Here is a 22,094-nt window from a genome sequence, read left to right on the forward strand (position 1 = left end):
GTCCTTGACCTCAACACGACTTCACGTATGAGGCTGGACCGCGTCGGATCGTCGTCTTCAGGAGGAACCATGGCAACCGCCGCCCCCGAGATCGTGCGCGAATGGCTCAGTGCCAACGCCCAACCGATCGCCGATACCGATCCCGGCTACACCGGTGCGGACCTGGATCCGCTGATCGATCGGCTCGGGGCCGCTACGGTCGTCGGGCTCGGCGAGTCGACGCGGTTCTCCCGGCAGATCTATGGGCTGCAAGAGCGCATCTTTCGCGCGCTGGTCGGGCGACACGGATTCCGCGAGTTGGCGATTCAGGACAGTGCCCGTTCCGGCGAGCGGTGGGACGAGTACGTACGCAACGGAGCCGGTGATCCCGAAACGGTGCTGGCTGGCTCGTGGCGGCCGTGGCGGACCACGGAAACCGTTGCGGCGCTGGAATGGATCCGCGCGTTCAACCAGACCCACCCGGACGACCCCGTACGCGTCTTCGGCGTCCAGCCGCCCAGCGCGGAGCCAGCGGACTATGACGTGGTGCTCGACTATGTTCGCCGAGTCGCACCGGATCGGCTGGCCGCCTTCGAAGCTCATCTCGCGCCGATTCGCACCGCCCACCAAGTGGACGAGCATGTCCAGCGCCATCAGGGCATTCATCCGGGCCGCCCGTTTGCCGAGCACGCACGAGATGCCTTCGCCTTGCTCGAAACCCTGCCGACCACAATGGAATACGAAGAGGCGCACACGCGCGCCCGGCTGATTCTCGACTTCCACGAGAACAGCGTCGCCGGGCAGGGCGGGTTCGCTCGCGATGAGCGGATCGCCGGGGAGCGGGTGATCGATCGGCAAGGCGCCACCGGCGCGAAGATCGTCTACTGGGATGGCATCGCCCACACCGCAGCCCTCGGAGCACAGTTGGGGGCAGCGCGATTCCGCGGTACCGGCGCCTATCTACGCGACGAGTTCGGCGCCGGGTACGCCTCGGTGGCGCTCGGCTTCCACCACGGCGACCTCGGCATGGCCGTAGCGCCCGACCCGCTGCCCGATCTGATGGACGCGGCCCTCGGTGCGGTCGACCTGCCCGCCTACTACGTGGACCTGCACGCCGACGCGCCCGAAGCTGTGGACCACTGGCGCCGCGGCCCGGCCAAGGCACGCGTCATCAGCGGCATCTACGACCCCGCCGAGGATGCCGGTGCCAACATCGCGCTGGCGTCGCTGGCCGACGCTTTCGATGTGCTGGTGCATGTTCGGGAAACCTCGCCGGTCCATTGGCTGCCGATCGACGATCAATAGACTCGCGGGCATGGATGCGACCGATTGGGACGAGCGCTACGCGCAAACTGAATTGGTCTGGGGCGCACCACCGAACAGCACCGTGGTGGAGCACGTCTACGGGCTGGAGCGACGCACGCCGCTACAGCCCGACAGTCCCGACGGGGAACCGCCGGAACTCCCGAGGGCCCTCGACCTGGCCTGCGGCGAGGGTCGCAACGCCCTCTGGCTCGCCACCCATGGCTGGCAGGTGCACGCCGTCGACTACTCCCAGGTCGGCGTCGACAAGGGCCGCACCGTCGCCACCCGGCTGTCCCGCTCGGTGCGCAGCCGCATCACCTGGCAGTGCGCCGACGTCACCGATTTCGCCGCCGCCGAGATCACCGGCCCGTTCGAGCTGGTGCTGATGGTCTTCCTGCACCTGCCCGCACAGCAGCGGCGCACCGTGCTCCGCAGTGCCGCCGACCTGCTTGTTCCCGATGGAACCTTGCTCGTCCTCGGCCACGACACCACCAACATCACCGAGGGGTACGGCGGTCCCCAGGATCCATCGGTCCTGTTCACCCCGGACGATATCGTCGCCGACCTCGGCCCGGCTGCCGCCGCCAACCGCATTCGGGTCCGGCTGGCCGAGCGCGTCCACCGGCCAACCGAGGGGCGCGACGCCATCGATGCGCTTGTCATCGCCACTCGGCCGACGGCAGGATCGGAGGAGATCGAATCGGCATCGTGAGGCGGTTCGATGACCCATGCGGTTGCGCCGCCGAAGCTGCGGCCAACGACATTAGGGGCGTGCCCGCAGCGCGAAACGCTGGCTAGCGTGTTGGTGATCCATTCGCCGCAAAGGAGCTAGCTGATGAACCGTGCCGTGCTGAAAGCCGTTGTCGCCGTAGCGATTACCTTGACAGCCGGTGCGGGGGCGGCAAATGCGGCGCCCAGCGGAATTCCGTTGGAGCCCGCGCCGAGCAGCCAGGCGGCCCCGGTCGGCACGCAGGCGACTCCCGTCGGCGTATCGCCCGGGTCGAGTGATGCCGCATCCTTGGCCTGCCTCGTGCAGTCGATTTCCTACGGCGCCAGATACTGCCTGTGATACCCCACCGGCACTGAGACGAGTGACCGACCGCGACAGCGCGGAGCCGATTCGGCAGGGCCGACCGTTCCGCTGCGGTAGCGAGCAGGTCCGGCATGGCCGTACTGCTCGACGGCTGGCCTTACCTACTCCAGCGCCGCAACCAGGGCGTGACCGTGTCGGCGATGACGTCGAATCCGGTGCGGAAGGAATGCGGCTGATTAGGAATCACTCGCACCTCCGCCACGTCGGCGGCATCGGGGATGCCGAACGGATCGCTGCCGCCGTTGATGACTACCACTTCGATGTCACCCGGTTCGAGCAGTTCCTCGCGCCGGGTCTTCTCCGGCTTCCCCGGCGGATGCAGCGGAAACGACAGCGCGAGCACCCCGCGCGCCTCGGCGGCGATCGCGGTCCGGCAGGCCACCCGAGCCCCGTTGCTCCGCCCACCCTGGATCAGCGGAACCTTCTTGATACGAGCCCGTAGGGCGGCGACGATCTCCAGCCACGCCTCGTCCTGCCGCGCCGCCGACCCAGGTGCCCGTCGACCGGCGACCCGGTAGGGCTGCACCACCCTGGCTACCGCGCCGCCCAGTTCCAACGCCGCGTCGCGCACCGTCAGGATGTCCTTTGCCTCGACCCCGCCGCCCGAGCCATGGGTGAGCAACAGCAGGAAGGCGGGCTTGCGCGGCCGGTCGAGCTCGATGTCAGCCGGTCCGGCACTCGTCTCGATTCGCACACTTCACGGTAACCGCGTCGGCGTGTCAGCTCGCCGTCGGCGCGCGTGTCGCTGTTTTTCGCGTCACATTGCCCGCTCGACCCTTTGCCAGCCCATTACTGGCCGGTAATATGGCTTGTAAGTTACCCGCGAGTAGCATGCCGAAAACCGGCTACCGGTGGAGCGATAAACGGGCGGGAACGGCCAACCAACCGACCGCACCAACTCAACGGAGAGTGAGTACTGACATGGGTCACTACAAGAGCAACGTCCGCGACCTGGAGTTCAACCTCTTCGAGGTCCTGGGCCTTGGTTCCATCCTGGACAGCGGCGCCTACGGCGACCTCGACACGGACACCGTCAAGGAGATGCTCAACGAGGTGCGTCGCCTGGCCGAGGGTCCGCTCGCCGAGTCGTTCGCCGACGCCGACCGCAACCCGCCGGTCTTCGATCCGGAAACGCACACCGTCTCGATCCCCGAGTCGTTCAAGAAGTCCTTCCGCGCCCTGCAGGAAGGTGGCTGGGAAAAGCTCGGCATCCCCGAGGAGCTCGGCGGACTCGGCGTCCCACGCACCATCCACTGGGCGATCAGCGAGCTGATCCTCGGCGCGCAGCCCGCCGCGTACATGTACGCCGCCGGCCCCGGCTTCAACACCATCTTCCACAACAACGGCACCGACGAGCAGAAGAAGTGGGCCAAGATCGCGATCGATCGCGACTGGGGCGCCACCATGGTGCTCACCGAGCCCGACGCGGGTTCCGACGTCGGCGCGGGCCGCACGAAGGCGATCAAGCAGGAAGACGGCACCTGGCACATCGAGGGTGTGAAGCGCTTCATCACCTCCGCCGATGCCGACGACATGTTCGAGAACACCATCCACCTGGTGCTGGCGCGCCCCGAGGGCGCGGGTCCGGGCACCAAGGGTCTGTCGCTGTTCTTCGTACCGAAGTTCCACTTCGATCACGAGACCGGCGAACTCGGCGACCGCAACGGCGTTTTCGTCACCGGTGTCGAGCACAAGATGGGCCTGAAGGTCTCGGCCACCTGTGAGGTCACCTTCGGCGGCAACGGCATTCCGGCCAAGGGCTGGCTGGTCGGCGAGGTGCACAACGGTATCGCGCAGATGTTCGACGTCATCGAGAACGCACGCATGATGGTGGGCACCAAGGCCATCGCCACCCTGTCGACCGGCTACCTGAACGCCCTCGAGTACGCCAAGGAGCGCGTCCAGGGTGCCGACCTGACCAAGATGACCGACAAGGCTGCGCCGCGCGTGACCATCACCCATCACCCGGATGTCCGGCGCTCGCTGGCCAGCCAGAAGGCCTACGCCGAGGGCCTGCGCGCGGTGTACCTGTACACCGCCGCGCACCAGGATCCCGATGTCGCCGAGCAGGTTTCGGGTGCCGACGCCGATCTGGCGGACCGGGTCAACGACCTGCTGCTGCCGATCGTCAAGGGTGTCGGTTCCGAGCGGGCCTACCAGTACCTGACCGAATCGTTGCAGACCTTGGGTGGCTCGGGCTTCCTGCAGGACTACCCGATCGAGCAGTACATCCGCGACGCGAAGATCGACTCACTCTACGAGGGCACCACCGCGATCCAGGCGCAGGACTTCTTCTTCCGCAAGATCGCGCGTGACCGCGGCGTGGCGCTGGCGCATGTGGCGGGCCAGATCCAGCAGTTCATCGAGTCCGAGGCGGGCAACGGCAGGCTCAAGGGCGAACGCAAGCTGCTGGCCACCGCGCTCGAGGACGTGCAGAGCATGGCGGCGACGCTGACCGGGCACCTGATGGGTGCGCAGGAGAACCCGTCGGAGCTGTACAAGGTCGGGCTGGGTTCGGTGCGCTTCCTGCTCGCGGTGGGCGACCTGCTCATCGGCTGGCAGCTGCTGCGGCACGCCGAGATCGCCATCAAGGCGCTCGACAATGGCGCCTCCGGTGCCGACGAGTCGTTCTACCAGGGCAAGGTCGCTGTCGCGCAGTTCTTCGCGCGCAACATGCTGCCGGAACTGACCGCGGTCCGCACCGTGCTGTCGAACCTGGACAACGACATCATGGAGCTCGACGAAGCGGCGTTCTGATCCTGTCGCGATAATCACGAAAACGGCCCGGATCGCTCCGGGCCGTTTTCGTTGTCAGGTGGCGTTGGATTCGACGAGTTCGTCGACGACGACCAGATTGCCGCCGAGTTGTTTGGCTCGATACATCGCGTCGTCGGCGCGCTCGAGCAGATAAGCGGGCGACGGCGCATCGCAGACCCCGTCGAAAACCGCGACACCGATGCTCCCGGTCACCGCGACCGGCTCCGCCGGTTCGGCGATGGTCAGGCGGACCAACTCCGCTGCGGTCCGGGCCTGTTGTGCCGCCAGGTGGCCGAAGATCACGAACTCCTCGCCGCCCGTCCGCGCGACCACCAGCTCGGAGCCCACCGCGCGGCGCAGCCGCTTCGCCGTCCGGACCAGCACCTCGTCGCCTGCCCCGTGACCGAAGCGGTCGTTGATGTCCTTGAACCGGTCGAGATCGAGCGCGATCGCGCAGGCCGGGGACTGACGACCGGACGCGACCAACTTCGACAAGTGCAGTTCCAACCCGCGACGATTCAACAGCCCGGTCAACGGATCCGTCACCGCGTCCAAGCGCAGCACCCAGTAGCAGAACTGCATCGAAGGCAGCAGCACAACGCCCGCGGCCACCGAGATCAGCACGATCGCCAGCGCGACCATCGGATCGCCACCCACGGCGACTATGCGAGACGTCAGCGCGATGACCGAAAACATCGTCCAGCCCGCATGCAGGGCCAGGACCTTGGCATTGTGCATAACCGCCAGATAGCCGCCGGTAATGACCAGCAGGACAAGTCCGAGCGCGCCGTACACCCGGTTCGATTCCTGCAGGCAGGCCACCGTAATCGACAGGTCCGCGGCGGCGAAGAGCGCGACGGATTCGGTCCGGCTCGGCCACGGGAACAACCACCACCGCACGGCCCAGAACAGCGCGAACGCGGTGATAATCCAGTCGAGCGCCTGACCAGGCCGCCCTGGCGGACCTGTGTCGGCCGACGACGCCAGCATGGCGATGCCCGCCAATACGAGCCCGCCCGCGCCGACAACCACCTTCGACCAGCGCACCGCGGCGTGCGAATCGAGGGCGCGCGCCAGCCAGTTGTAGTCGGCCGGATCGGCCCACCAAGCCTCGAGCATCACGCGACCATGAGCCACGGCCACCACCTAGCGCAGAGGGGTCAATTCCTGCACAAACGCCGAGCGCGAGATTTCGCCATCGGAATCCCACCAGCTGATTGCCCCAAGTGTATGGCTGGCGCGGAACGGGGGTGTATGTGTTGGTCAGCACACCGGGCGATGGCCGCGCACTACGGCTGAACAGGCACGATGCCGAGTTGATCAAACACAAAACGGCCCGGATCGCTCCGGGCCGCTTCGCGGAATTCAGGACGCCCCGCCGTCCTCCCCAGCGCTATGCGGGGCTGTAGTTATCGGCTACCTACGGGGTGGTCGGTGCCGGCTGGGCACCCTTGGAACCGGTGGACAGTGCCTTGATGACGTCGACAACCGCCTTGCTCGAGCCGGTCCCACCGGTCGGATCCGGCTCGCCCGGGGCGACCACCGGCTGCACACTGGTCCCCGGCTCCAGGGCGATGCCCGGTGCCGCACCCGCGATACCCGACCCGGCGAGGACAACACCGGCCGCCGCCGCCAGCACGACCCCGAACACACGCATTCTGCTCATTTAGCTGCTTCCTTTACAGAATCTCTTTCAGCCGAAAACCCCATTGGCATCGGCCGCAGCTAGTTCTACCACTCCCATTCAGTTCCCAGCGACCGTTCAGCCATCGCGGATTTCCGCCATTGATTGCTCGATGATTGCATGATGAGGGCAGGATAACTTTCACGATGTGAGCTGGATATTGCCAGGTTGTGCCCCAATTTTTACCGGCAACATGCTTGAGGGCACGCGGGATCGACGCTGATATCCAGCGCTTCAGACAGGGTGATAGTCATTCGGCATTACCAAATCGATGACTGGACAGTTGTGCCAGCAAATAGTTGGCACACCAACTAATCCTTGAAGATTCATCCACCCCGAGAATCGAACACTCCCAGCAATCCAACGGCTAAGTTGTGATTCATTGCATACGGAATGAATGTAACGACGGTGGGCGATCCGCCGAATACCGCCCGCAATACCAAGCGGCACCGATCCACTCCGGGGTCAGTGTTGCAGCCGCTCGATTCCGTGCTCGTCCGCCACCAGGATAGCTTTACCAGTGACCGCGATGCCCCTCGGACGACGCAGCACACAGGGAAGTCTTGTCACGTTCGCTCACTCCCACCCGAAACCCACATCGGCAGTGGTTCGCACCGGTGGAGCCATTCCGCAGGCAGACCCGAAATGCCAAGGCGGGCAGCGAGGATGCCGCCGACGATGGCACCGGTCGTGTCGACATCACCGCCGGTCGCAACGGTCGCCCAGCATGCCGCACCGAAATCTTCAGGGAAGTGGGCAGCAATCCACAGGCAGAACGGAGCTGTGTCCGGCGCGGATACCGCACGCCCGTTACCCAATGCGGCGGCCGCTCCCGCATCACGCATGGTCCTCGCGTCGAGGATGCCATCACGGACGAGACCTGGCGGAGTGCACTCGGCGACCGCGTCCAGCAAGGCAGTACCGTGCCTGTCCTGATCCGAAACCGCAAGTGCCGCAGCGACTGCCACGGCAATGGCACCGGCAACACCCTCATGGTGCAGGTGGGTCACCTCCGCCGATGCTGCCGCCTCACGCACAACCCTGCCGAAATCATCAGCGAAGTAGGCACCCAACGGCACAACCCGCATAGCCGCGCCATTGCCCCACGACCCCTGCCCGTTCCGCGCCTCGGCTGCGAGCGTCCGCCAATCACCGCCCTTCTAGCTCATCAGTCGCAGAATGCGGTTCGTCCCCGGCCCGTACCGGCGGTAAAAATCGTGATGCCGGGCAAACGACTCCGCCTGCGCATCCTGCTCGATCCGCCCGTACCGACCGAGCACGGCAAAAGTCGAGCACGCCATCTCAGTATCGTCGGTCCACAACCACGGACCAGGCAACAACGAACGATCCCGCAGCGCAGCCTGATTGATCGGATCCGCATAGCACGACCCGAACGCATCCCCCAGCGCCAGCCCGCGCAGCGACGCGAAACGCCGCAGCGTTTGACCACCGAACCTGGCATTTATCCTTACGATCGCTTCATCTTTAGCGATGCCGAACTTCTCCATCATCTTACGAGCGATGGAACGGAGAAATTCGTCGGATCGCTTATCTGCTCGAAATTCAAATGCGGTCATTCGGGCAGCCCTCATTTTCAAATCAGCCCTTCATGAGCAAGGTGCGCACGCGCTTGGCCAATAAACCTGAGCCGCGCTCTGATTGGCGAGTTGCGAGCTACCCGCAACCTCCGCGTCGTTCGAACTCACCGCGCGCCGATATCCACAACCCAATCAGGCACCCCCATGCCGACTTCGCACACCACCCGCAGCATCACGGCCAGGTCCGCCATGAGATTGTCCGGCCATACCGGCCCGCTACGGAACACCGTGTGCCCGCTCCAGCCGAACCTCACCACCTACCGACTTCGGTATTCCTCCCAGGACGGCAGGCTGAAGATGGGATCGCCTGCGGGGTAACGTCTTTGCACCACCTTGGCCGGAATGTTGTGTTGCTGTAGCTCGTTCAGGGCCGACTCGATTGCCTTGCCGAACTCGATGAAATCGTCGAACTCGCTGGAATCGATCGTGAACGCCGGGGTCCAGCCACCTGCCCCGTCGCCGACATGACCAACGGCACGGTGCCGGGCACCGGCGGCGCGTGCCCGGGCGATGTGTTCCGGGACCTGCTCGATAGGGATGCCGTGGTCGCGCAACCATGCCGTGATCTGGGCGCGTTTGGTCCGCATCTCAGTGCCCTGGTCCAGCGGGTCAGGGCGGTGCAGGTACCCCTGGAATGTCCTGCCCGATTCGTCGGCACGATTCGGATCCGCCCCGGCGTTGAGAAGGTCCAATACCTGCTGATACCGCGCGAGCTCTGCAGCGTGATGCAGCGCGGTGCCACCGGAGAGGTCGGGAATATTCGGATCGGCTCCGGCGGCCAGCAACATCTGAAACTGCTCGTAATTGCCCCTGGCCGCAACGAGCGGAGTCGCCCCGCTACTCGGGTCGATGGCATTCACATCGACCGGGTATTCGAGCAAAGTCTGCATATACCACGCATCTTCGATCCGCGCCGCGATATGCAGGACAGTCGCGCCGTCCTCATCACGGTGGGTGGTGTCGACACCTGCATCGAGCAACGCACGGAACGCTTTACGCTTCCGCGCCGCCAACGCCAGCATCAGCACGTTCCACCCACAGATGCCGACCCCCCTCAGATCAGCGCCCTTCGCCAAGAGCTTGTTCACCTTCCCGACATCGTCCTTGACCACGGCTCTGGCCAACTTCGACACACCGGGGTCGGTGAACCCCTCGGCAAAATCGCTCATTGATGCTCCGACTGGGTGGGCAGGCTGAACACCGCGTCGTCCGCGGATAACTCTGGACTATCGTGACTGAACTAATCCGCTCGACTGCGGTATTCCTCCCAGGACGGCAGGCTGAAGATGGGATCGCCTGCGGGGTAACGTCTTTGCACCACCTTGGCCGGAATGTTGTGTTGCTGTAGCTCGTTCAGGGCCGACTCGATCGCCTTGCCGAACTCGATGACATCGTCGAACTCGCTGGAATCGATCGTGAACGTTGGGGTCCAGCCGCCTGCCCCGTCGCCGATATGACCGACGGCACGGTGCCGGGCACCAGATGACCGCTCCTGGATTATTTCCTCCGGAAGTGGTTCGACAGGGATGGAGTGCTCCTGCAGCCATGCCGTGATCTGGGCTCGCTCCTCCCGCATTTCCGGCCCCTGATCCAAAGGATCGATGCTGTTCAAATAGTCCTGGAAGGTATCGCCATCGCCATTGCTGCTGGTGGGATCTGCCCCTGCTTCCAGCAGATCCAATATCTGCCGGTAAAGCATCAGCATCGCAGCGTGGTGTAGGGCGGTGTCACCGCTGAGGTCAGGGATGTTCGGGTCTGCTCCGGCCGCCAGAAGCATCTGGAACTGCTCGTAGTTCCGTCTCGTAGCAATGAGCGGGGTCACCCCGTCGTCCAGATCGGTGACGTTGACATCGACCGGGTATTCCAGCAGCGTCTGCATGTACCACGGATCATCGATCCTGGCCGCGAAGTGGAGGACTGTCGCACCGTCCTCATCCCGATGTGTGGTATCGACACCAGCATCGAGCAATGCACGGAACGCTGCACGCTTCCGCGCCGCCAACGCCAGCATCAGCACGTTCCACCCACAGATGCCGACGCCGCTCAGATCGGCGCCCTTTGCCAAGAGCTCGTTCACCTTCCCGACATTGTCCTCGACCACCGCCGCGGCCAACTTCGACACTCCAGGGTCGGTGAACCCCTCGGCAAAATTGCTCATCTCTCGCTTCCTTCCCGCTGGCACAACACCCACGGCACCTGCTCACGAGTCGCCATCATTGCCGTCTTCCAGATATCTGTACAGTGCCGTCAGGACGGAGTCCATCAAGTGACGTTTCAGAGACCACATGCCCGGCTCCGGTTCGAGAATTATCGTGCGGCCCAACGCTTCCGGGAACGCCTCCGGGCCGTACCTGCCCTGAAGGAATCGGATAGTCCGAGCCACCTTCTGCCCCTCCTGCGAACCGGTGAGCAACTCACCCTTCACCACATAGTTGAGTATCCTGCCGGTCTCCGCCAATTCGGTGCGCACCTCGGCTGGATCCCGACCAGTCAGCAACCTTATGTAGTTGTTGTGCACACCTGCCGCGTTGAACGTGATTCCTTTCGTACCAACTGTCGCCAGTATGCTCACACCGCCGAGACCACCGCCGAGAGAGTGTCCGACGATTACCAAGTTGCTGCGGGGGTAGGACTTCCTTACTCGATTGGCGAGGGTGATCGCATCGTCGTACATATCGGTCTCACCCTTGGTGGCCTGTTGGGCGTCTGCCTTCAAATCAGCCATTTTCGTGGGCGTTGTCCCCTTGAAGGCGAGAACGAGATCACCTCTTCGGTTCCGGTAGAGCGCCGCAACCAACCCACTGTTGGTATTGAAATATTTTGGCTTCGCTCTGGTAGTCGCGAGCTCCTCGACCTGTACTCGCTTATAGCCGCCGATCCTGGCCGTAGAGACCGTGTTGTAGACGTCCTTGGCCAACCGCGCGTAGGTGATGACGCGCCGCCAAGGCAACTCACCATCGGCGCCGCCATGCCCGCCGACGCGTGGGCCGCGTGGTCCGCCACCGTCGCCACCGGCACTTCCGCCATTTGTATCGTTGCCGGGCGGCCGTGGCGGCTGAGCAGGTCCAGACTGTTGCGGCTCCTCGGACGACGTGCGGGCGTTGACCCGAGGACGGGGCGGACCGACCGTCGTCTCCTCGGCCCGTACCCTGGTTTCGACCTGCAACAGCGGATTCTGCCGATCGGGCACACGTGACGTGCCGACCCGTTCCTGCGGCGATGGCTTAACGGGTCCGACCGCTTCGTCCCCGACGCGTCCGCCGCCGTTCGACGGCAACCAACCGCGGAATTGCTCCGCAAGCGTCGGTTTCGTCGGGGTCGTGACAGCGGGCTTGCCCGGACCGAACCATCCTTCGGTATTCACATTCGTGGGGCGCGGGAGCGTATCGATCTTCGGTCGGTTGGCACCGCCGCGGGGGCCCACAGTGCCCGCCAAGCTCAGGGCAAGCCCAGATAGTGCCCCTCCCAAGCTTTGTGGTGCCGGCGCGGGGATGGGGGCCACATAGTGGTTGCCGCCGAAGCGGTCTTGGATTACGAGGCGACCGTCATCGAGTTCCCACAGTCCGATCGCGGGTACACCGGGCGGCACCTGTAGGCGCTTGACCCCGATATTGAAACCGCCGGGCCCACGGTCGTCGATATATAGACCGCCAGTTCCACTGGGCCGCAACGAGTTCGGCTGGTCGATCACCTGCCGCTGGTCAGGGCTGAAAACGACCTCCTGGCCGTTGACATTGAAGTGGTGGTTTCCGTCGCTGTCTTGGAACGCCGGTGCCGGGTTGCCCGCGGCGTCTCGGTAGTTCCACGGCCGATGAATACTGCGCTCGGCAGGCAGCACCGTGGTCGGCGCTTCGGGAGTCGGGTCGACCCAATGGAATTCGCCGTCGTTCGTCTGAATGATCAGACGATCGCCGTAGGCGTACAACCCCTTTCCGGGAACGCCTGGCGGTAGCGCGATCCGCGGCAGGTCGACACCCAGGGTGTTGGACTCGGTGAAGACGATCGAACCGTCGGCCTTGTGGTAATCGCGAATGTTGAACAGCGGCGAGCGATCGATGTGCTTCGGATCGATAACGTTGCCGTCGGGCCCGATGGTGACGGTGTGGTCGAGGCCGAGCCGGTAGGTCTTGTTGCCATTGCCCCACTCGCTGTAGTGGGCGAGTTCGCGACCTGCCGCGTCGAGGATGCGCACATCGGTCCACGGGCGGTCGCCGCCGTCCGAACCGCCCTGGGGCAGGCGGACTTCCGTCGTGCCGAGACGATTGATCAGCTCGGCCGGGCCCGTCGCGTAAACCCATGCGGGGGCTGACTTGTCAGGTTGCAACCCGGCCGGAGTGGCCGGTGGCGCCGGTACCCAACGGCCGAGCGATGCATCGAACATCTCGTTGGCGTGGGTTCGGCGTGGCGGCGCGATGAAACGCGAATTGACTGGTGTCCGAGTGCCGTCCGGGTCGATGACAGTGACGCCGTTCTCGTCCTCGACGATGCTCGAGATCCCGTTCGGGCCCGGCACTGCCAGGATCCAGGCTTTGGTGCGCTGGCCCTCGGGGTCGTCAGGATCGATAATCCTGGTGAGCGGCGGACCAAAGCGGCTGGGCTGGAATTCGCCGATGACAGGATTGCCGTCCGCGTCGACGGTCGCGAATACGCCGCCGAGACCGTCCGGCGACAGTTGAACGACCTCCGGGCGGGTCGCCGACCCTGGTGCCGGTTCCTTGACGATCAGGCCGTTGGCGTATTGCACCGAATGCGAACCATCCGGATTCGCCGTCCAGGTAACGATGTTTCCGTAACCGTCGTCGACGGAACGGACCTTGCTGACACCGTGACGATCGGTGATCGTGGTATCCCGGCTCAGCCCGCCGGTTCCCGCTACGAGATCCGCTTCAGCGGTGGCGACCCACGACCCGTACTTGTCGAAGGTCTTGGTGGTGACGTGCCCGGTGTTCGGGTCAACAGTCGCGAACGAGGTGGTCCCGTCAGGGCCCGCGGTAGCGGTCACGCCGCTCGGCAGCACCCGGCTCTGCCCAGGCTGCAGGCCCTCCAGTGCCCGCCGATCTGCCGGCCCCTCGATCGGAATCGTCGGCTGCGGATTGTCCGCCGGCTTGTCGGCGGCAGGCTTGTCCTTGACTGTCTGGTCCGGCTGGGCGGCGGGTGGCGACGGGACCGTAGTGGTCGGCACCGATTGCGGTCCCGCCGGAGCCGCATTGGCCGCCGGGCCTTGCGGCGGAACAGCTTCCGGCGACATCTGCCTCCCCTGCTCAGCACGCTGCCGCCAGTACTCCCGATCCGCCTCGTTTCGCCGATTCCGCTCTTCTTCCGTCTGCGGGTCCGGCGCGCCCAGCCCCCGCTCGAGACTCACCGGCTTGATCAATCCGGGCACCGCCGGTCTCGTATGCGCCGGCGGTTCCGGGGGTGGGCCGGAAACATCCCCAGGCGCACCGAAAGGCGCTGCCGCTGTGGACAACTCCGACGCTGCCGATGCCCGGGCCGACGCCATCATCTCGGTACCGGTAAAGATCCGATCCAGTTGCCGGCCAGCGCTCGACGGAGTCATCCGGTGAAAGTCGAAGACCCGTCCCCCGAACCGCTCGTCGGACGAATTGGCCGATGCCACAAGGCTGTTCGTGAGTGACGACAAGCTCGCAGCTCGGGCGCCGACCCAGGTAGGAACACCGTCCAGCGGTGGCCATACGGAATCATGATTCGCCATTTCGGCACCTCAATACGTCGATTGGTTCGAGAAAGGGCGCAGGTCCTCGACTCACAGAACGGAGGTAGGTATGTCGCGGCAGCTCGAATTTCCAGGTCCGCGGCGGTATTTCAGTTGATCCGGATCGGATCGTTTGCTGGAACGCGCGACGACACGGGCCTGGCGCTACGCGCAGACCAACACGGCTGCTTGAGAACCGACTCGACGGCACCAGCACCGACGCACATCGCGCGGTAAGACTGAGCACGAGCGCTGGAAGTACCGCTTGGAGAACTGCGGCGTGGACGCGCGCGGAAAGCGGTCAGTCGCGGTCGGCTGTGTTCGATGCCGCGCAGAGTGTCTTCCACCGCGCCGGCCACACCGCCTGCCGACAACGAGGCCAGGTGCGCGGTACGCGCCGACGCCCACGGCGCCACCTCGGTTTGCGTCGGCCAAGCCGAACCACTCGCCATAACGGACCTCGATCGCAATCAGGATTTGAGGGAAGGGCAGCCGGTCACGGCGGGCCGCGAAGACGACAAAGCGGCCCGGAACACTCCGGGCCGCTGATCGTTTCGGCAATATTCAGATGTGGACGTCGACCGTCGGGGGGATCCGCGATCGGTGCCTACGCCGCAGGCGGGTCGACTGCCATCCACGTACCGTTGCGGTAAACCTTGTGCTCGTAGTAGAGGATTTGGTGGCCGTCGCGCAGGCGCTTTACACCCAGTTCCCAGTAGCCGTTGAACTCGTCACCACCCATGCCGATGCGAAGCTTGTGCACTTCGACGCTGTTGTTGTCGTACCGAATGACCAGCCGGACGGTGTTGGACCGCTCGTCGCATTCGACTTCCTGGATTCGCTTGAACCCGGGGATGTGGATGGTGTCGCCGTAGAGGGTGGGTTGCACTTCTACGACCATGAACGTTTCAGGCATGGGTATTCAGCTTTCTGTGCGGTCGCCCGTGGTCGGCGGGGTTGTCCTGCTTCAGATTTCCTCTTGGAGCGAGGATGGGATTTTGTAGCGGGCCTTCGGCGGCTCTTGGCCGGGGACGTGCAGACGGAGGAAGCCGCGCAGTTCGTCGATGTGTTGCTGGAGGGCGCGGATCAGGCGGATCGCTTCGCGGAAGCGCTTCTTGTCGTCTGCCGCTTGGGTTTCCAGGATGTCTACGCGGGTGCGGAGTTTGCCTACCTCACGCGCCTGCCAGGCGGTGATCGCCCCGATGACGGTGGCGACCGCGATCCCGAACGCCTGCACCAGTTCGGGATTCATCCAGTGCTGGGTCATTCATAGCCTGCCTTCCTGCCGGTCGACCGGGGTCACCGCCGGTCGAATGAGCAGGCCGGCGAGCACGGGGGTGAGCAGGCCGTAGACGGCGAGTACGGCTTCGATCCACGCGGTATCGATCTGGTGGCCGAGGACGAAGGCGATGACCCCGGTGACGGCGACGAGTACCGAACGGATCAGGGCGGGCTCGGGAATCCGGTAGCCGGTCATCAGATCCGCCCTTCCGCCGCATCGAGCAGCCGGTCGAGCTTGAGTTCGAGCGCCTTGAGACGCTGCTCGTTACGGAAGTCCGCGGCGTCGGAGTTGAGCACATAGCCGGCCACCGTGTCGCGGTATTCCGAGTCGGCAACGCGGGATTGGAAGCCGTAGGTGAGCTCGAAGTGCACCCGACGCAGCTTGTCGAGCAGTTCCCGCTGCTCCATATCCGAAAGTGCCATCAGTGCACCACCTTTCATTCGTTCCGCGATATCAGCGCGGAATTGGTCCATATCCATGCCGCCGGGGTCCCACTTGCCTTGCTTGGGTCCGGCCCATTCCTTGTGGCCGATCACGCGATCGGCCCCGTGGCCGAGCTTGCGCAGGATTGCCGCACAGCAGCCCACATAGGCGTCGTATTGCGCGTCCGACCACCCCTCGGTGCCGTTGTTGACGGCCTCGATACCGATGGTGCGGAAGTTGGCGTTGTCCTCCGGCAGGCCAGGCCACGAACCCGCACCGGCGTGCCAGGCCACCCCGGCCGCGACCACGGTCACCGTGCCGTCCTGCGCCAGATGAATCTGCGATAGCGGCCCCGCCAAAGCAGGTACGCCGTAAGCGATTTCGCTCGGCGGCGAATGCGAGCTGCCGGTGTGGTGGGCAACGATGCCCCAGATGTCACCGAAATCCCCGTGGCCACGTTCCCGCCACCCGGGGAATTCGACGACCCGCAGACCCTCCTCGCGGAGCACGTCCGCAAGCCATACCGGATCACCGGTCCAAGACATAGTCGTCCTTCTTTCTTAATAAGGCTGTGCCGCAGCGCTTTTACATGCGGATCACTGAATCCGCACGTACGCGCCGGCCGAGACGGCCCCCGCCGCCCCGCCCGCGGAAAATGAAGAGAGTGCCTCCACGGTCACGACATCGCCCGCGGCGATATCGACGGTCGCGCTGACCGCCAAGGTGCCCGACGGCCCATCCAGCGGCGGATCCGTGGTCGCGACGATCGCCGAATTGACCCGCAGCCGAGCCTGCAACTTTGTGTTGCCGCCGAAGCCGTTGGTAGCGCCCGTAAAGGGAATCGAGGCAGCCACCGAGGCGGATTTCTGGTCGCCGAGCGCCTTGAGGCCCTCATTGTTCGCTCCGACGACGACGGAGCCCGGATACCCACCCGTGTCAGGAATCCAATTCGTGATTTGACTCCACGCCTCGGGCATCGGCTGGGTGCCGTTTTTGGTCATACGGACCGGCAGAAAGCCTGGTGTTTCAGCGACGATGACGAATGGCATCAGATTCTCCGCAAGCGATGAGGGATTCAGGAAGGGCTGAAGTAGAGGTAGCTGTTCACTCCGCCCGCGACAGTGGTGTGGTACGAGTTGAACTTCGAACCGGTCATTCGCAGCCATATCCGGTCGCCGCGCGCCAGGGTCAACGTCGTGTCCGGGATGATCACCGAGGTGACGGCGCTGGTGAACGTCTTGGCCGGGTCGTTGTTCAGCATCACGTCGAAGCTCCGCGACTCGTTGAAAGACAGGTCACCGGACACCTCCAGGCGACATTTCACGGTCACCGTTGCCGGGCCGCTGGCGACCAGTTCGTGATTCGCGCTGATGACGGTGTCGCCGAATCCGCTGCGAACGACCCAGTCCGTCAGCCTGACGTTCGAGCTACCACCGGCGACCGACTGATTGCCGTTCTTGTTCATGCCCATCGGCACCGCGGATTCGGCCACGCCGGCCGCAACGATGAACGGCATCGCTACGACTCGGCCGAAGGAGAAGCGGCCGTGTCGCTTTCGGGCTCAACAGCGGCGGGGTCCTCTACGGGCGGTTCCGGTGGCTTCGGCCTCGCACCAGACCCGACGGAAACGGGCAATTCATTGACGGGCGGTTCGGCGGACCTCGGCCAGCCGACATACATCGACGTCATGCGACGGTCACTCCTTTGAGGCTGGCCTGCAAACCCTTGCCGGTGCCGGTGTCCAGCGTGGTGATCGAGACGGTGACCCGGTCACCCGGGTTGAAGGTCCAGTTCAGCGGAATCGTGGTATCCCCAACTTGATTCGCCGGGGTGATGGTGGCCGAAGACCCCGTCACCGCCGTCGTGCCGTTCACTCGCAGTTCGACGACTAGGTTTGCGGTGCCTGCGGTTTCGCCTCGGTAGGTCACCGAACTGACCGCGATCTTGCGCTCGATCCGCAGCCCCTCCGGCATCACATTGCCGGGACCGGCGGCCCGAATTCCGCTGTGCGACTTGAAGGCGATGTCATAGATCTGCCCGGTCGGCGTGGGTGTGCGGGCGTCGGCCAGCCGGGTATCCGTGCTGGCGATCGTGTCGATCGCCGTGCGAGCGGCCGCTGCGTTGGCCGCGGTCAGCAACGAACGGCCCAGCGCGGTCGAATCGGAGATCTGGTTGGCCGGGTGGGCGTGCGAGGTCGGCGGCCGCGGATTCGTCAGGCGCGGGTCGTCACCGGCGACAGCGGTGGTCGCGGTATCACCGATGGTCGGCGGGAACGTCGCGGGCTTACCGGCGATGCCTGCCCACTCGGTGGCGCCCGCCGGGCCACGGATGACCACACCCTGCCCATTCGGCAACCAGCCACCCGCCGCCGCGTGATAGACGTACAGCAGCCCATCCGCCCGCACTACGTACTGGGCACCCTCAACAGGAGTAGCGGGCAGCTGAGCATAGGTGCCGACCTGCCCATCGATCCTGATGCCTTCACCACGCGGTCCCATGACAACGGCGTTACCGGCCGAGGCGGGCACCGGCGACACCAGCGTCAGATCGACCAGGCCGGTCGAACCGGTATCCGGCTTTTCCGGATCGGGTCCCGGAACATACTCGGGCACAGCGAAACTGAACGATTCCATCGGAACCCGTTCACCGTCGTAGGACAGGTCGAACGACACCCGCCAGGTCCACTGCGAGGGATTCGTGGCAGCGCTGGGTGCGACGAGCCGCACCCCGCGCCGACCGCGCCAGGTGATGAAACCCCACTCGTCGAGCTGACATTCGTAGTGACTCGGCAGCTGGACATAGGTCGCCGGGCCCAACTGTGCGCCGGGGACAAGCACCTTCGGCGCGTCGGCAGTGAAGGTCAGCGAGCCGGTCAGCGGCACGAACTCGGGGGTGTCACCGACGTCGCCGTCGTCGAGGACGTTCGCGAGGAAGCGCCCGACGACTTTGCCGTACTTCAACGGGGGCAGATCGGCCATGGATCAATGCCTTTCGGACAGCAGGCAGCCAAACGGCGTACCGGTTTGCGGAAAATGACAGCGGCCGTCTGTGCAGCCGGTGCGGAGATGGGTCGGCGGCTACACAGGTAGCGCGCGAACGTGGATATGCGAATAGTTGGCGTAGACGTTGTAGCCCCCGCTGCCCTCCACCCGGTGTGCGACGACGTACAGCGTGATTGTCTGGTTCGCGGGTACCACGCCGTATGTCGACCCGGGCTTGGTCGGATATTGGAAGCCGGGCGAGACCAGCACGTAGTTGATGCGCGGGACTCGGTGACTCCACCCGTATCCGACGAGATCGCCTGTGGGCTTGCCGATACGAACCTCGACATTGCACCGGGTCGGCTGTTCCGTCTGCACCTGCACGCCGCCCTCGACGAGCGGGCGCCATGCCGTCGGCTGCGCCGGAATCGTAATAGCGGCAAGAGTCTTCGTCTCGTCCGTAACGTTGTTTGCGGCAGCGAACTGCTTTTCCCCGATCACCCACGGCCCGTTCGGCCTCGGGCTGGGTACAGGACGGAATTTCTGCGTAGCGGCATCCCAGGCGAGTACATGGTCCTGGCCGAGCGGGCGTTCCTCGTTGATCAGAACATCGGACGCTTCCCGGATCCGGCCACTCACCCCCGGATCACCGACGTCACCGGTCGCACCGCGCGGGAAGGTGATCTCCAACTGCTGAGCCGGTGCGGTGCCCGTGATCCTGGCGGCCGCGGCCGAGCCGGTGGCTCCGGTGACCGCGGTGCCGGTCAGCTGGTTCGGCGCGCCCCGACTACCGACCGTGCGGAAGGCCTCGTCGAAGGCGACGAATCCCATTCCGGTCCAGTAGTAGATGCTGTTTTCCGAGACGACGCGCCATGCTTTGCGCGCGTCCGCCGTGGTGAGCTTCAGTTGGTTCAGGGCAGCCACATCGGCGATGTCGCCTTGCCACGACCAGGGCCACGCCGCCTCGCCTTCCGGCCCGACCGCGCCCTGGTTGCCTTCGCGAAGTTCGATCAGAGCTTCCCGATCGACCAACTCGAACGGGTTCACCGTGTAGGGCAATCCGATCGAGTCGGCGACCCCACGCATGGTGATCATGATGTCGTCGTCGTAGACGACGGTCGGTTCGCTGTTCCCAGCGTTGTCGGTGTTCACAGCGCCCCCACGGGCCGGGCCAGGCACACGATCGACGCGTCCTCCATGAAGTAGTCGTAGTTGGCCGTGCCCGACCGGCGCAGCAATACATGCAGCGTCACCGGCTGACGGGCGGGTACGACACCAACGGTGCTGTCCGGGGTCATTCCGCGCACCGCGTAGTGCGGCTGGAACCGGGCGAGAGTGCTGGCACCGGTCACGAAGCCGGTGCCGAGCGCGACGAGCTGGCCGGTCACCGAGCCGATGCGTACTTCGGCATCGATACGGGTGGTGACCTGATTCCAGTTCTCGTCGGGACGCACGACGACACCACCGCTGACTATCGGACGCCAGTCGGTGTCCTGTGCCGGGATGTTCAGCTGGGCAATGTTTTTCGTCGGGGCGCTGATACCGACCTCCGAGGCGACGAAGCCCGGACCACCGTCCCAGGAACGCCCCTCGCGGATGGTCCACGGTCCGCGTAGGCCGGGGTACGGCCGCGGCTTCCACTTCCCAACGGTCGGGTCCCATGCCGGTACGGCGCGATCTACGTGCGGACCGTCCGCGTAGTCCGGTGCGTTGCGGATCGGCCCTGGGCCGCCGACTTCACCCTTGCTGCCCTTGATGCCGCGCGGCACCGTCAGATTCAGCGTCAGATTGGGTGGGGTGCCGGTCACCGACGCCTGGAGCTCGGACCCTACGGGTCCCGTATCCACCGCGCCGATGGTAATCGTGCACGGCTGTCCGTCGGGTCCCGCGGCACCGAATGCCGCGGCGAACTCGTCGAATCCGCTGCCGTTCCAGTACACCAATGCCCCGGTGGACAGGATCCGCCATGCCTTGCCCGCATGCGCCATCGTCAGCTTGGGGGTGAGCGCCGAGAGCGCGGTCTGATCCGCGATGTCACCTTCCCAACGGAACGGCCGAGCGGGCTCACCCTGCTCACCCCGTTTGCCGGGCGTGCCGGTCATCAGTTCCAAGGAACCGTCGCGCGGCGTACCGTGCATGGACTGCACGACACCCGCCGCACCGACACCTTCGTCGATACCCCGGATCTGCGTGGATGCGAAATACTCTCTTACAGTAGACATCTCACCTCACTCGATTGGTTCTGCGAAGACGACGATCGATGCGCGGGTGGGCGAGAATCCGATCTTGCCGCTGCCGGCGCCGACCTTCTCGACCGCGACCAGCAGATTCGCGGGCTGCCCTGCGGGAACTGTCGCGAAATCCGAGGTCGGCGACAGCACTTTCGACGTGGTGCCATCGCGATAGCACGGGACGACCGGCAGGTACAGCCAATCGCCGGAGGAGGCGATACAGGTGGCGACGATCTCGCCCTGCGAATGGTGTAGCCGCACGGTCGTTTCCGCGGAGTGCTCCGGGTTGGGGTCCGCGCGATTGTAGATGTGCCCATATACGACGGGTCGCCATCGGAAGGGCAGTGGCGGAATGGTGAAGGTACCGCCCTCGACTCGGCCGGTGGCCTCCTGCCGTTCGGGCGCGAAGTCTTCCTGGTACCACGACCAAGGACCGAGCCCAAGGGGCGCGGCCGACGACCGGAATTTCCGGCTGGACCGGTCGTAGGCGAACACACTGCCCACACCCGGCGCCCGCACCTTGTCATAGTCCGGGGATTCGATGATCGGTCCGGATGCACCCGGCGGCCCCTTCGGTCCGCGCAGACCCGCGGGGGCGGTCACCTTCACCTTCTGCTCCGCCCCCGCCCCGGTGAACTCGACGGCAGCTACGGTCAGGTTCTCCTGGTGCTTCGTCTCCGTGACGGTGATCGTGGTCGGTGCGGCGACCGGTCCCTGCGGCCCGACCGCATCCGGTGAATGCCGCCACTCGGTACCGGTCCAGACGTCCATGCCGTTGTCGTCGAGCCGATGCCACCAGCTGCCGCGATCCTCCGGCCCCAGCCCGGTCGGCCGGGCCGCCGCGTTGGGGATCGTGCCCATTTTCCGGAACGTGGTGCGTGGTCGACCCCGCCTGCCGGGCTCGCCGGGCGGGCCGGGCGGGAGGGCCAGTTTCGCGGAGCCGTCAGAGATGGTCGTCTGCGCGGCCAGGACGGGCAGCCCGTCGACGTCGGGCACCCGCCTGATGGTGATGTGGGCGGGAAAAGTTATGTCCGCCATGGTTTCTCCT

21 protein-coding genes and 1 pseudogene are annotated in these 22,094 nt (G+C 65.1%); 4 read left to right on the plus strand and 18 right to left on the minus strand.

Going from position 1 to position 22,094, the window contains the following annotated elements:
• Positions 1-69 precede the first annotated feature (69 nt).
• The 3 genes from KV110_RS39700 to KV110_RS39710 all read left to right on the plus strand — a co-directional run bounded on the left by KV110_RS39700 (position 70) and on the right by KV110_RS39710 (position 2,353).
• A complete protein-coding gene (locus KV110_RS39700; protein WP_218472225.1) occupies positions 70-1,284 on the plus strand; it encodes an erythromycin esterase family protein in 1,215 nt (404 codons plus the stop codon).
• 10 nt (positions 1,285-1,294) lie between these two features.
• Complete coding sequence (locus KV110_RS39705) at positions 1,295-1,996, plus strand: class I SAM-dependent methyltransferase (protein ID WP_218472226.1); 702 nt, start codon at positions 1,295-1,297, stop codon at positions 1,994-1,996.
• A gap of 123 nt (positions 1,997-2,119) precedes the next feature.
• Positions 2,120-2,353 carry a hypothetical protein gene (locus KV110_RS39710; protein ID WP_218472227.1) on the plus strand — a complete coding sequence of 78 codons (234 nt, stop codon included), beginning with the start codon at positions 2,120-2,122 and terminating at the stop codon, positions 2,351-2,353.
• A gap of 121 nt (positions 2,354-2,474) precedes the next feature.
• Here the strand turns inward: KV110_RS39710 and KV110_RS39715 are convergent, their stop codons facing one another.
• Positions 2,475-3,071 (minus strand): alpha/beta hydrolase family protein, encoded by a 597-nt coding sequence (locus tag KV110_RS39715; protein ID WP_218472228.1) that lies wholly within the window; start codon positions 3,069-3,071, stop codon positions 2,475-2,477.
• 227 nt (positions 3,072-3,298) lie between these two features.
• Between KV110_RS39715 and KV110_RS39720 the strand changes: the two genes are divergently transcribed.
• The gene (locus tag KV110_RS39720) at positions 3,299-5,134 is read left to right on the plus strand and encodes an acyl-CoA dehydrogenase (RefSeq protein ID WP_218479469.1); all 1,836 of its coding nucleotides are present in this window, start codon (positions 3,299-3,301) and stop codon (positions 5,132-5,134) included.
• A 54-nt stretch (positions 5,135-5,188) separates the two neighbouring features.
• Here KV110_RS39720 and KV110_RS39725 read toward each other — a convergent pair whose 3' ends face one another.
• The 17 genes and pseudogenes from KV110_RS39725 to KV110_RS39810 form a co-directional block, all read right to left on the minus strand.
• A complete protein-coding gene (locus tag KV110_RS39725; RefSeq protein ID WP_218472229.1) occupies positions 5,189-6,271 on the minus strand; it encodes a GGDEF domain-containing protein in 1,083 nt (360 codons plus the stop codon).
• 283 nt (positions 6,272-6,554) lie between these two features.
• Positions 6,555-6,800: a hypothetical protein gene (locus KV110_RS39730; protein WP_218472230.1), complete on the minus strand. Its 246-nt coding sequence runs from the start codon at positions 6,798-6,800 to the stop codon at positions 6,555-6,557.
• Positions 6,801-7,384: 584 nt separating this feature from the next.
• Positions 7,385-8,410 (minus strand): annotated as a pseudogene (locus KV110_RS41740) (ADP-ribosylglycohydrolase family protein).
• Positions 8,411-8,520: 110 nt separating this feature from the next.
• Positions 8,521-8,673 (minus strand): hypothetical protein, encoded by a 153-nt coding sequence (locus KV110_RS39745; RefSeq protein ID WP_218472232.1) that lies wholly within the window; start codon positions 8,671-8,673, stop codon positions 8,521-8,523.
• On the minus strand, positions 8,674-9,528 hold the full coding sequence (locus KV110_RS39750; protein WP_218472233.1) for an ankyrin repeat domain-containing protein: 855 nt from the start codon (positions 9,526-9,528) through the stop codon (positions 8,674-8,676).
• Between the two features lie 128 nt (positions 9,529-9,656).
• On the minus strand, positions 9,657-10,574 hold the full coding sequence (locus KV110_RS39755; protein WP_218472234.1) for an ankyrin repeat domain-containing protein: 918 nt from the start codon (positions 10,572-10,574) through the stop codon (positions 9,657-9,659).
• 42 nt (positions 10,575-10,616) lie between these two features.
• On the minus strand, positions 10,617-13,799 hold the full coding sequence (locus tag KV110_RS39760) for a Tle-like phospholipase domain-containing protein (protein WP_218472235.1): 3,183 nt from the start codon (positions 13,797-13,799) through the stop codon (positions 10,617-10,619).
• A gap of 937 nt (positions 13,800-14,736) precedes the next feature.
• The gene (locus KV110_RS39765) at positions 14,737-15,045 is read right to left on the minus strand and encodes a hypothetical protein (RefSeq protein ID WP_218472236.1); all 309 of its coding nucleotides are present in this window, start codon (positions 15,043-15,045) and stop codon (positions 14,737-14,739) included.
• Between the two features lie 51 nt (positions 15,046-15,096).
• Positions 15,097-15,396, minus strand: coding sequence for a hypothetical protein (locus tag KV110_RS39770; RefSeq protein ID WP_218472237.1), 300 nt, complete (start codon positions 15,394-15,396; stop codon positions 15,097-15,099).
• Positions 15,397-15,606: a hypothetical protein gene (locus KV110_RS39775; protein WP_218472238.1), complete on the minus strand. Its 210-nt coding sequence runs from the start codon at positions 15,604-15,606 to the stop codon at positions 15,397-15,399.
• Positions 15,606-16,379: a peptidoglycan recognition protein family protein gene (locus KV110_RS39780; RefSeq protein WP_218472239.1), complete on the minus strand. Its 774-nt coding sequence runs from the start codon at positions 16,377-16,379 to the stop codon at positions 15,606-15,608. The genes KV110_RS39775 and KV110_RS39780 overlap by 1 nt, the downstream gene beginning before the upstream one ends.
• A gap of 51 nt (positions 16,380-16,430) precedes the next feature.
• Entirely contained in the window at positions 16,431-16,883 is a 453-nt protein-coding gene (locus KV110_RS39785) for a hypothetical protein (RefSeq protein ID WP_218472240.1), read from the minus strand.
• A gap of 26 nt (positions 16,884-16,909) precedes the next feature.
• Positions 16,910-17,350: a hypothetical protein gene (locus tag KV110_RS39790; protein ID WP_218472241.1), complete on the minus strand. Its 441-nt coding sequence runs from the start codon at positions 17,348-17,350 to the stop codon at positions 16,910-16,912.
• 169 nt (positions 17,351-17,519) lie between these two features.
• Positions 17,520-18,812: a hypothetical protein gene (locus tag KV110_RS39795; protein WP_218472242.1), complete on the minus strand. Its 1,293-nt coding sequence runs from the start codon at positions 18,810-18,812 to the stop codon at positions 17,520-17,522.
• 99 nt (positions 18,813-18,911) lie between these two features.
• Positions 18,912-19,967 carry a hypothetical protein gene (locus KV110_RS39800; protein WP_218472243.1) on the minus strand — a complete coding sequence of 352 codons (1,056 nt, stop codon included), beginning with the start codon at positions 19,965-19,967 and terminating at the stop codon, positions 18,912-18,914.
• Positions 19,964-21,037: a hypothetical protein gene (locus KV110_RS39805; RefSeq protein ID WP_218472244.1), complete on the minus strand. Its 1,074-nt coding sequence runs from the start codon at positions 21,035-21,037 to the stop codon at positions 19,964-19,966. The genes KV110_RS39800 and KV110_RS39805 overlap by 4 nt, the downstream gene beginning before the upstream one ends.
• 6 nt (positions 21,038-21,043) lie before the next feature.
• Positions 21,044-22,084: a hypothetical protein gene (locus KV110_RS39810; RefSeq protein WP_218472245.1), complete on the minus strand. Its 1,041-nt coding sequence runs from the start codon at positions 22,082-22,084 to the stop codon at positions 21,044-21,046.
• Between the last annotated feature and the right edge of the window lie 10 nt (positions 22,085-22,094).

Origin of the sequence: Nocardia iowensis, assembly GCF_019222765.1 — a bacterium.
In the GTDB taxonomy this organism is placed as follows: domain Bacteria; phylum Actinomycetota; class Actinomycetes; order Mycobacteriales; family Mycobacteriaceae; genus Nocardia; species Nocardia iowensis.

Excerpts from the sequence above, each read along its gene's own strand:
- KV110_RS39700 (WP_218472225.1), top strand. The coding sequence starts at position 70 with ATGGCAACCGCCGCCCCCGAGATCGTGCGCGAATGGCTCAGTGCCAAC.
- KV110_RS39705 (WP_218472226.1), top strand. The coding sequence starts at position 1,295 with ATGGATGCGACCGATTGGGACGAGCGCTACGCGCAAACTGAATTGGTC.
- KV110_RS39710 (WP_218472227.1), top strand. The coding sequence starts at position 2,120 with ATGAACCGTGCCGTGCTGAAAGCCGTTGTCGCCGTAGCGATTACCTTG.
- KV110_RS39720 (WP_218479469.1), top strand. The coding sequence starts at position 3,299 with ATGGGTCACTACAAGAGCAACGTCCGCGACCTGGAGTTCAACCTCTTC.
- KV110_RS39730 (WP_218472230.1), bottom strand. The coding sequence starts at position 6,800 with ATGAGCAGAATGCGTGTGTTCGGGGTCGTGCTGGCGGCGGCGGCCGGT.
- KV110_RS39755 (WP_218472234.1), bottom strand. The coding sequence starts at position 10,574 with ATGAGCAATTTTGCCGAGGGGTTCACCGACCCTGGAGTGTCGAAGTTG.
- KV110_RS39765 (WP_218472236.1), bottom strand. The coding sequence starts at position 15,045 with ATGCCTGAAACGTTCATGGTCGTAGAAGTGCAACCCACCCTCTACGGC.
- KV110_RS39770 (WP_218472237.1), bottom strand. The coding sequence starts at position 15,396 with ATGACCCAGCACTGGATGAATCCCGAACTGGTGCAGGCGTTCGGGATC.
- KV110_RS39775 (WP_218472238.1), bottom strand. The coding sequence starts at position 15,606 with ATGACCGGCTACCGGATTCCCGAGCCCGCCCTGATCCGTTCGGTACTC.
- KV110_RS39780 (WP_218472239.1), bottom strand. The coding sequence starts at position 16,379 with ATGTCTTGGACCGGTGATCCGGTATGGCTTGCGGACGTGCTCCGCGAG.
- KV110_RS39785 (WP_218472240.1), bottom strand. The coding sequence starts at position 16,883 with ATGCCATTCGTCATCGTCGCTGAAACACCAGGCTTTCTGCCGGTCCGT.
- KV110_RS39790 (WP_218472241.1), bottom strand. The coding sequence starts at position 17,350 with ATGCCGTTCATCGTTGCGGCCGGCGTGGCCGAATCCGCGGTGCCGATG.
- KV110_RS39795 (WP_218472242.1), bottom strand. The coding sequence starts at position 18,812 with ATGGCCGATCTGCCCCCGTTGAAGTACGGCAAAGTCGTCGGGCGCTTC.
- KV110_RS39805 (WP_218472244.1), bottom strand. The coding sequence starts at position 21,037 with ATGTCTACTGTAAGAGAGTATTTCGCATCCACGCAGATCCGGGGTATC.
- KV110_RS39810 (WP_218472245.1), bottom strand. The coding sequence starts at position 22,084 with ATGGCGGACATAACTTTTCCCGCCCACATCACCATCAGGCGGGTGCCC.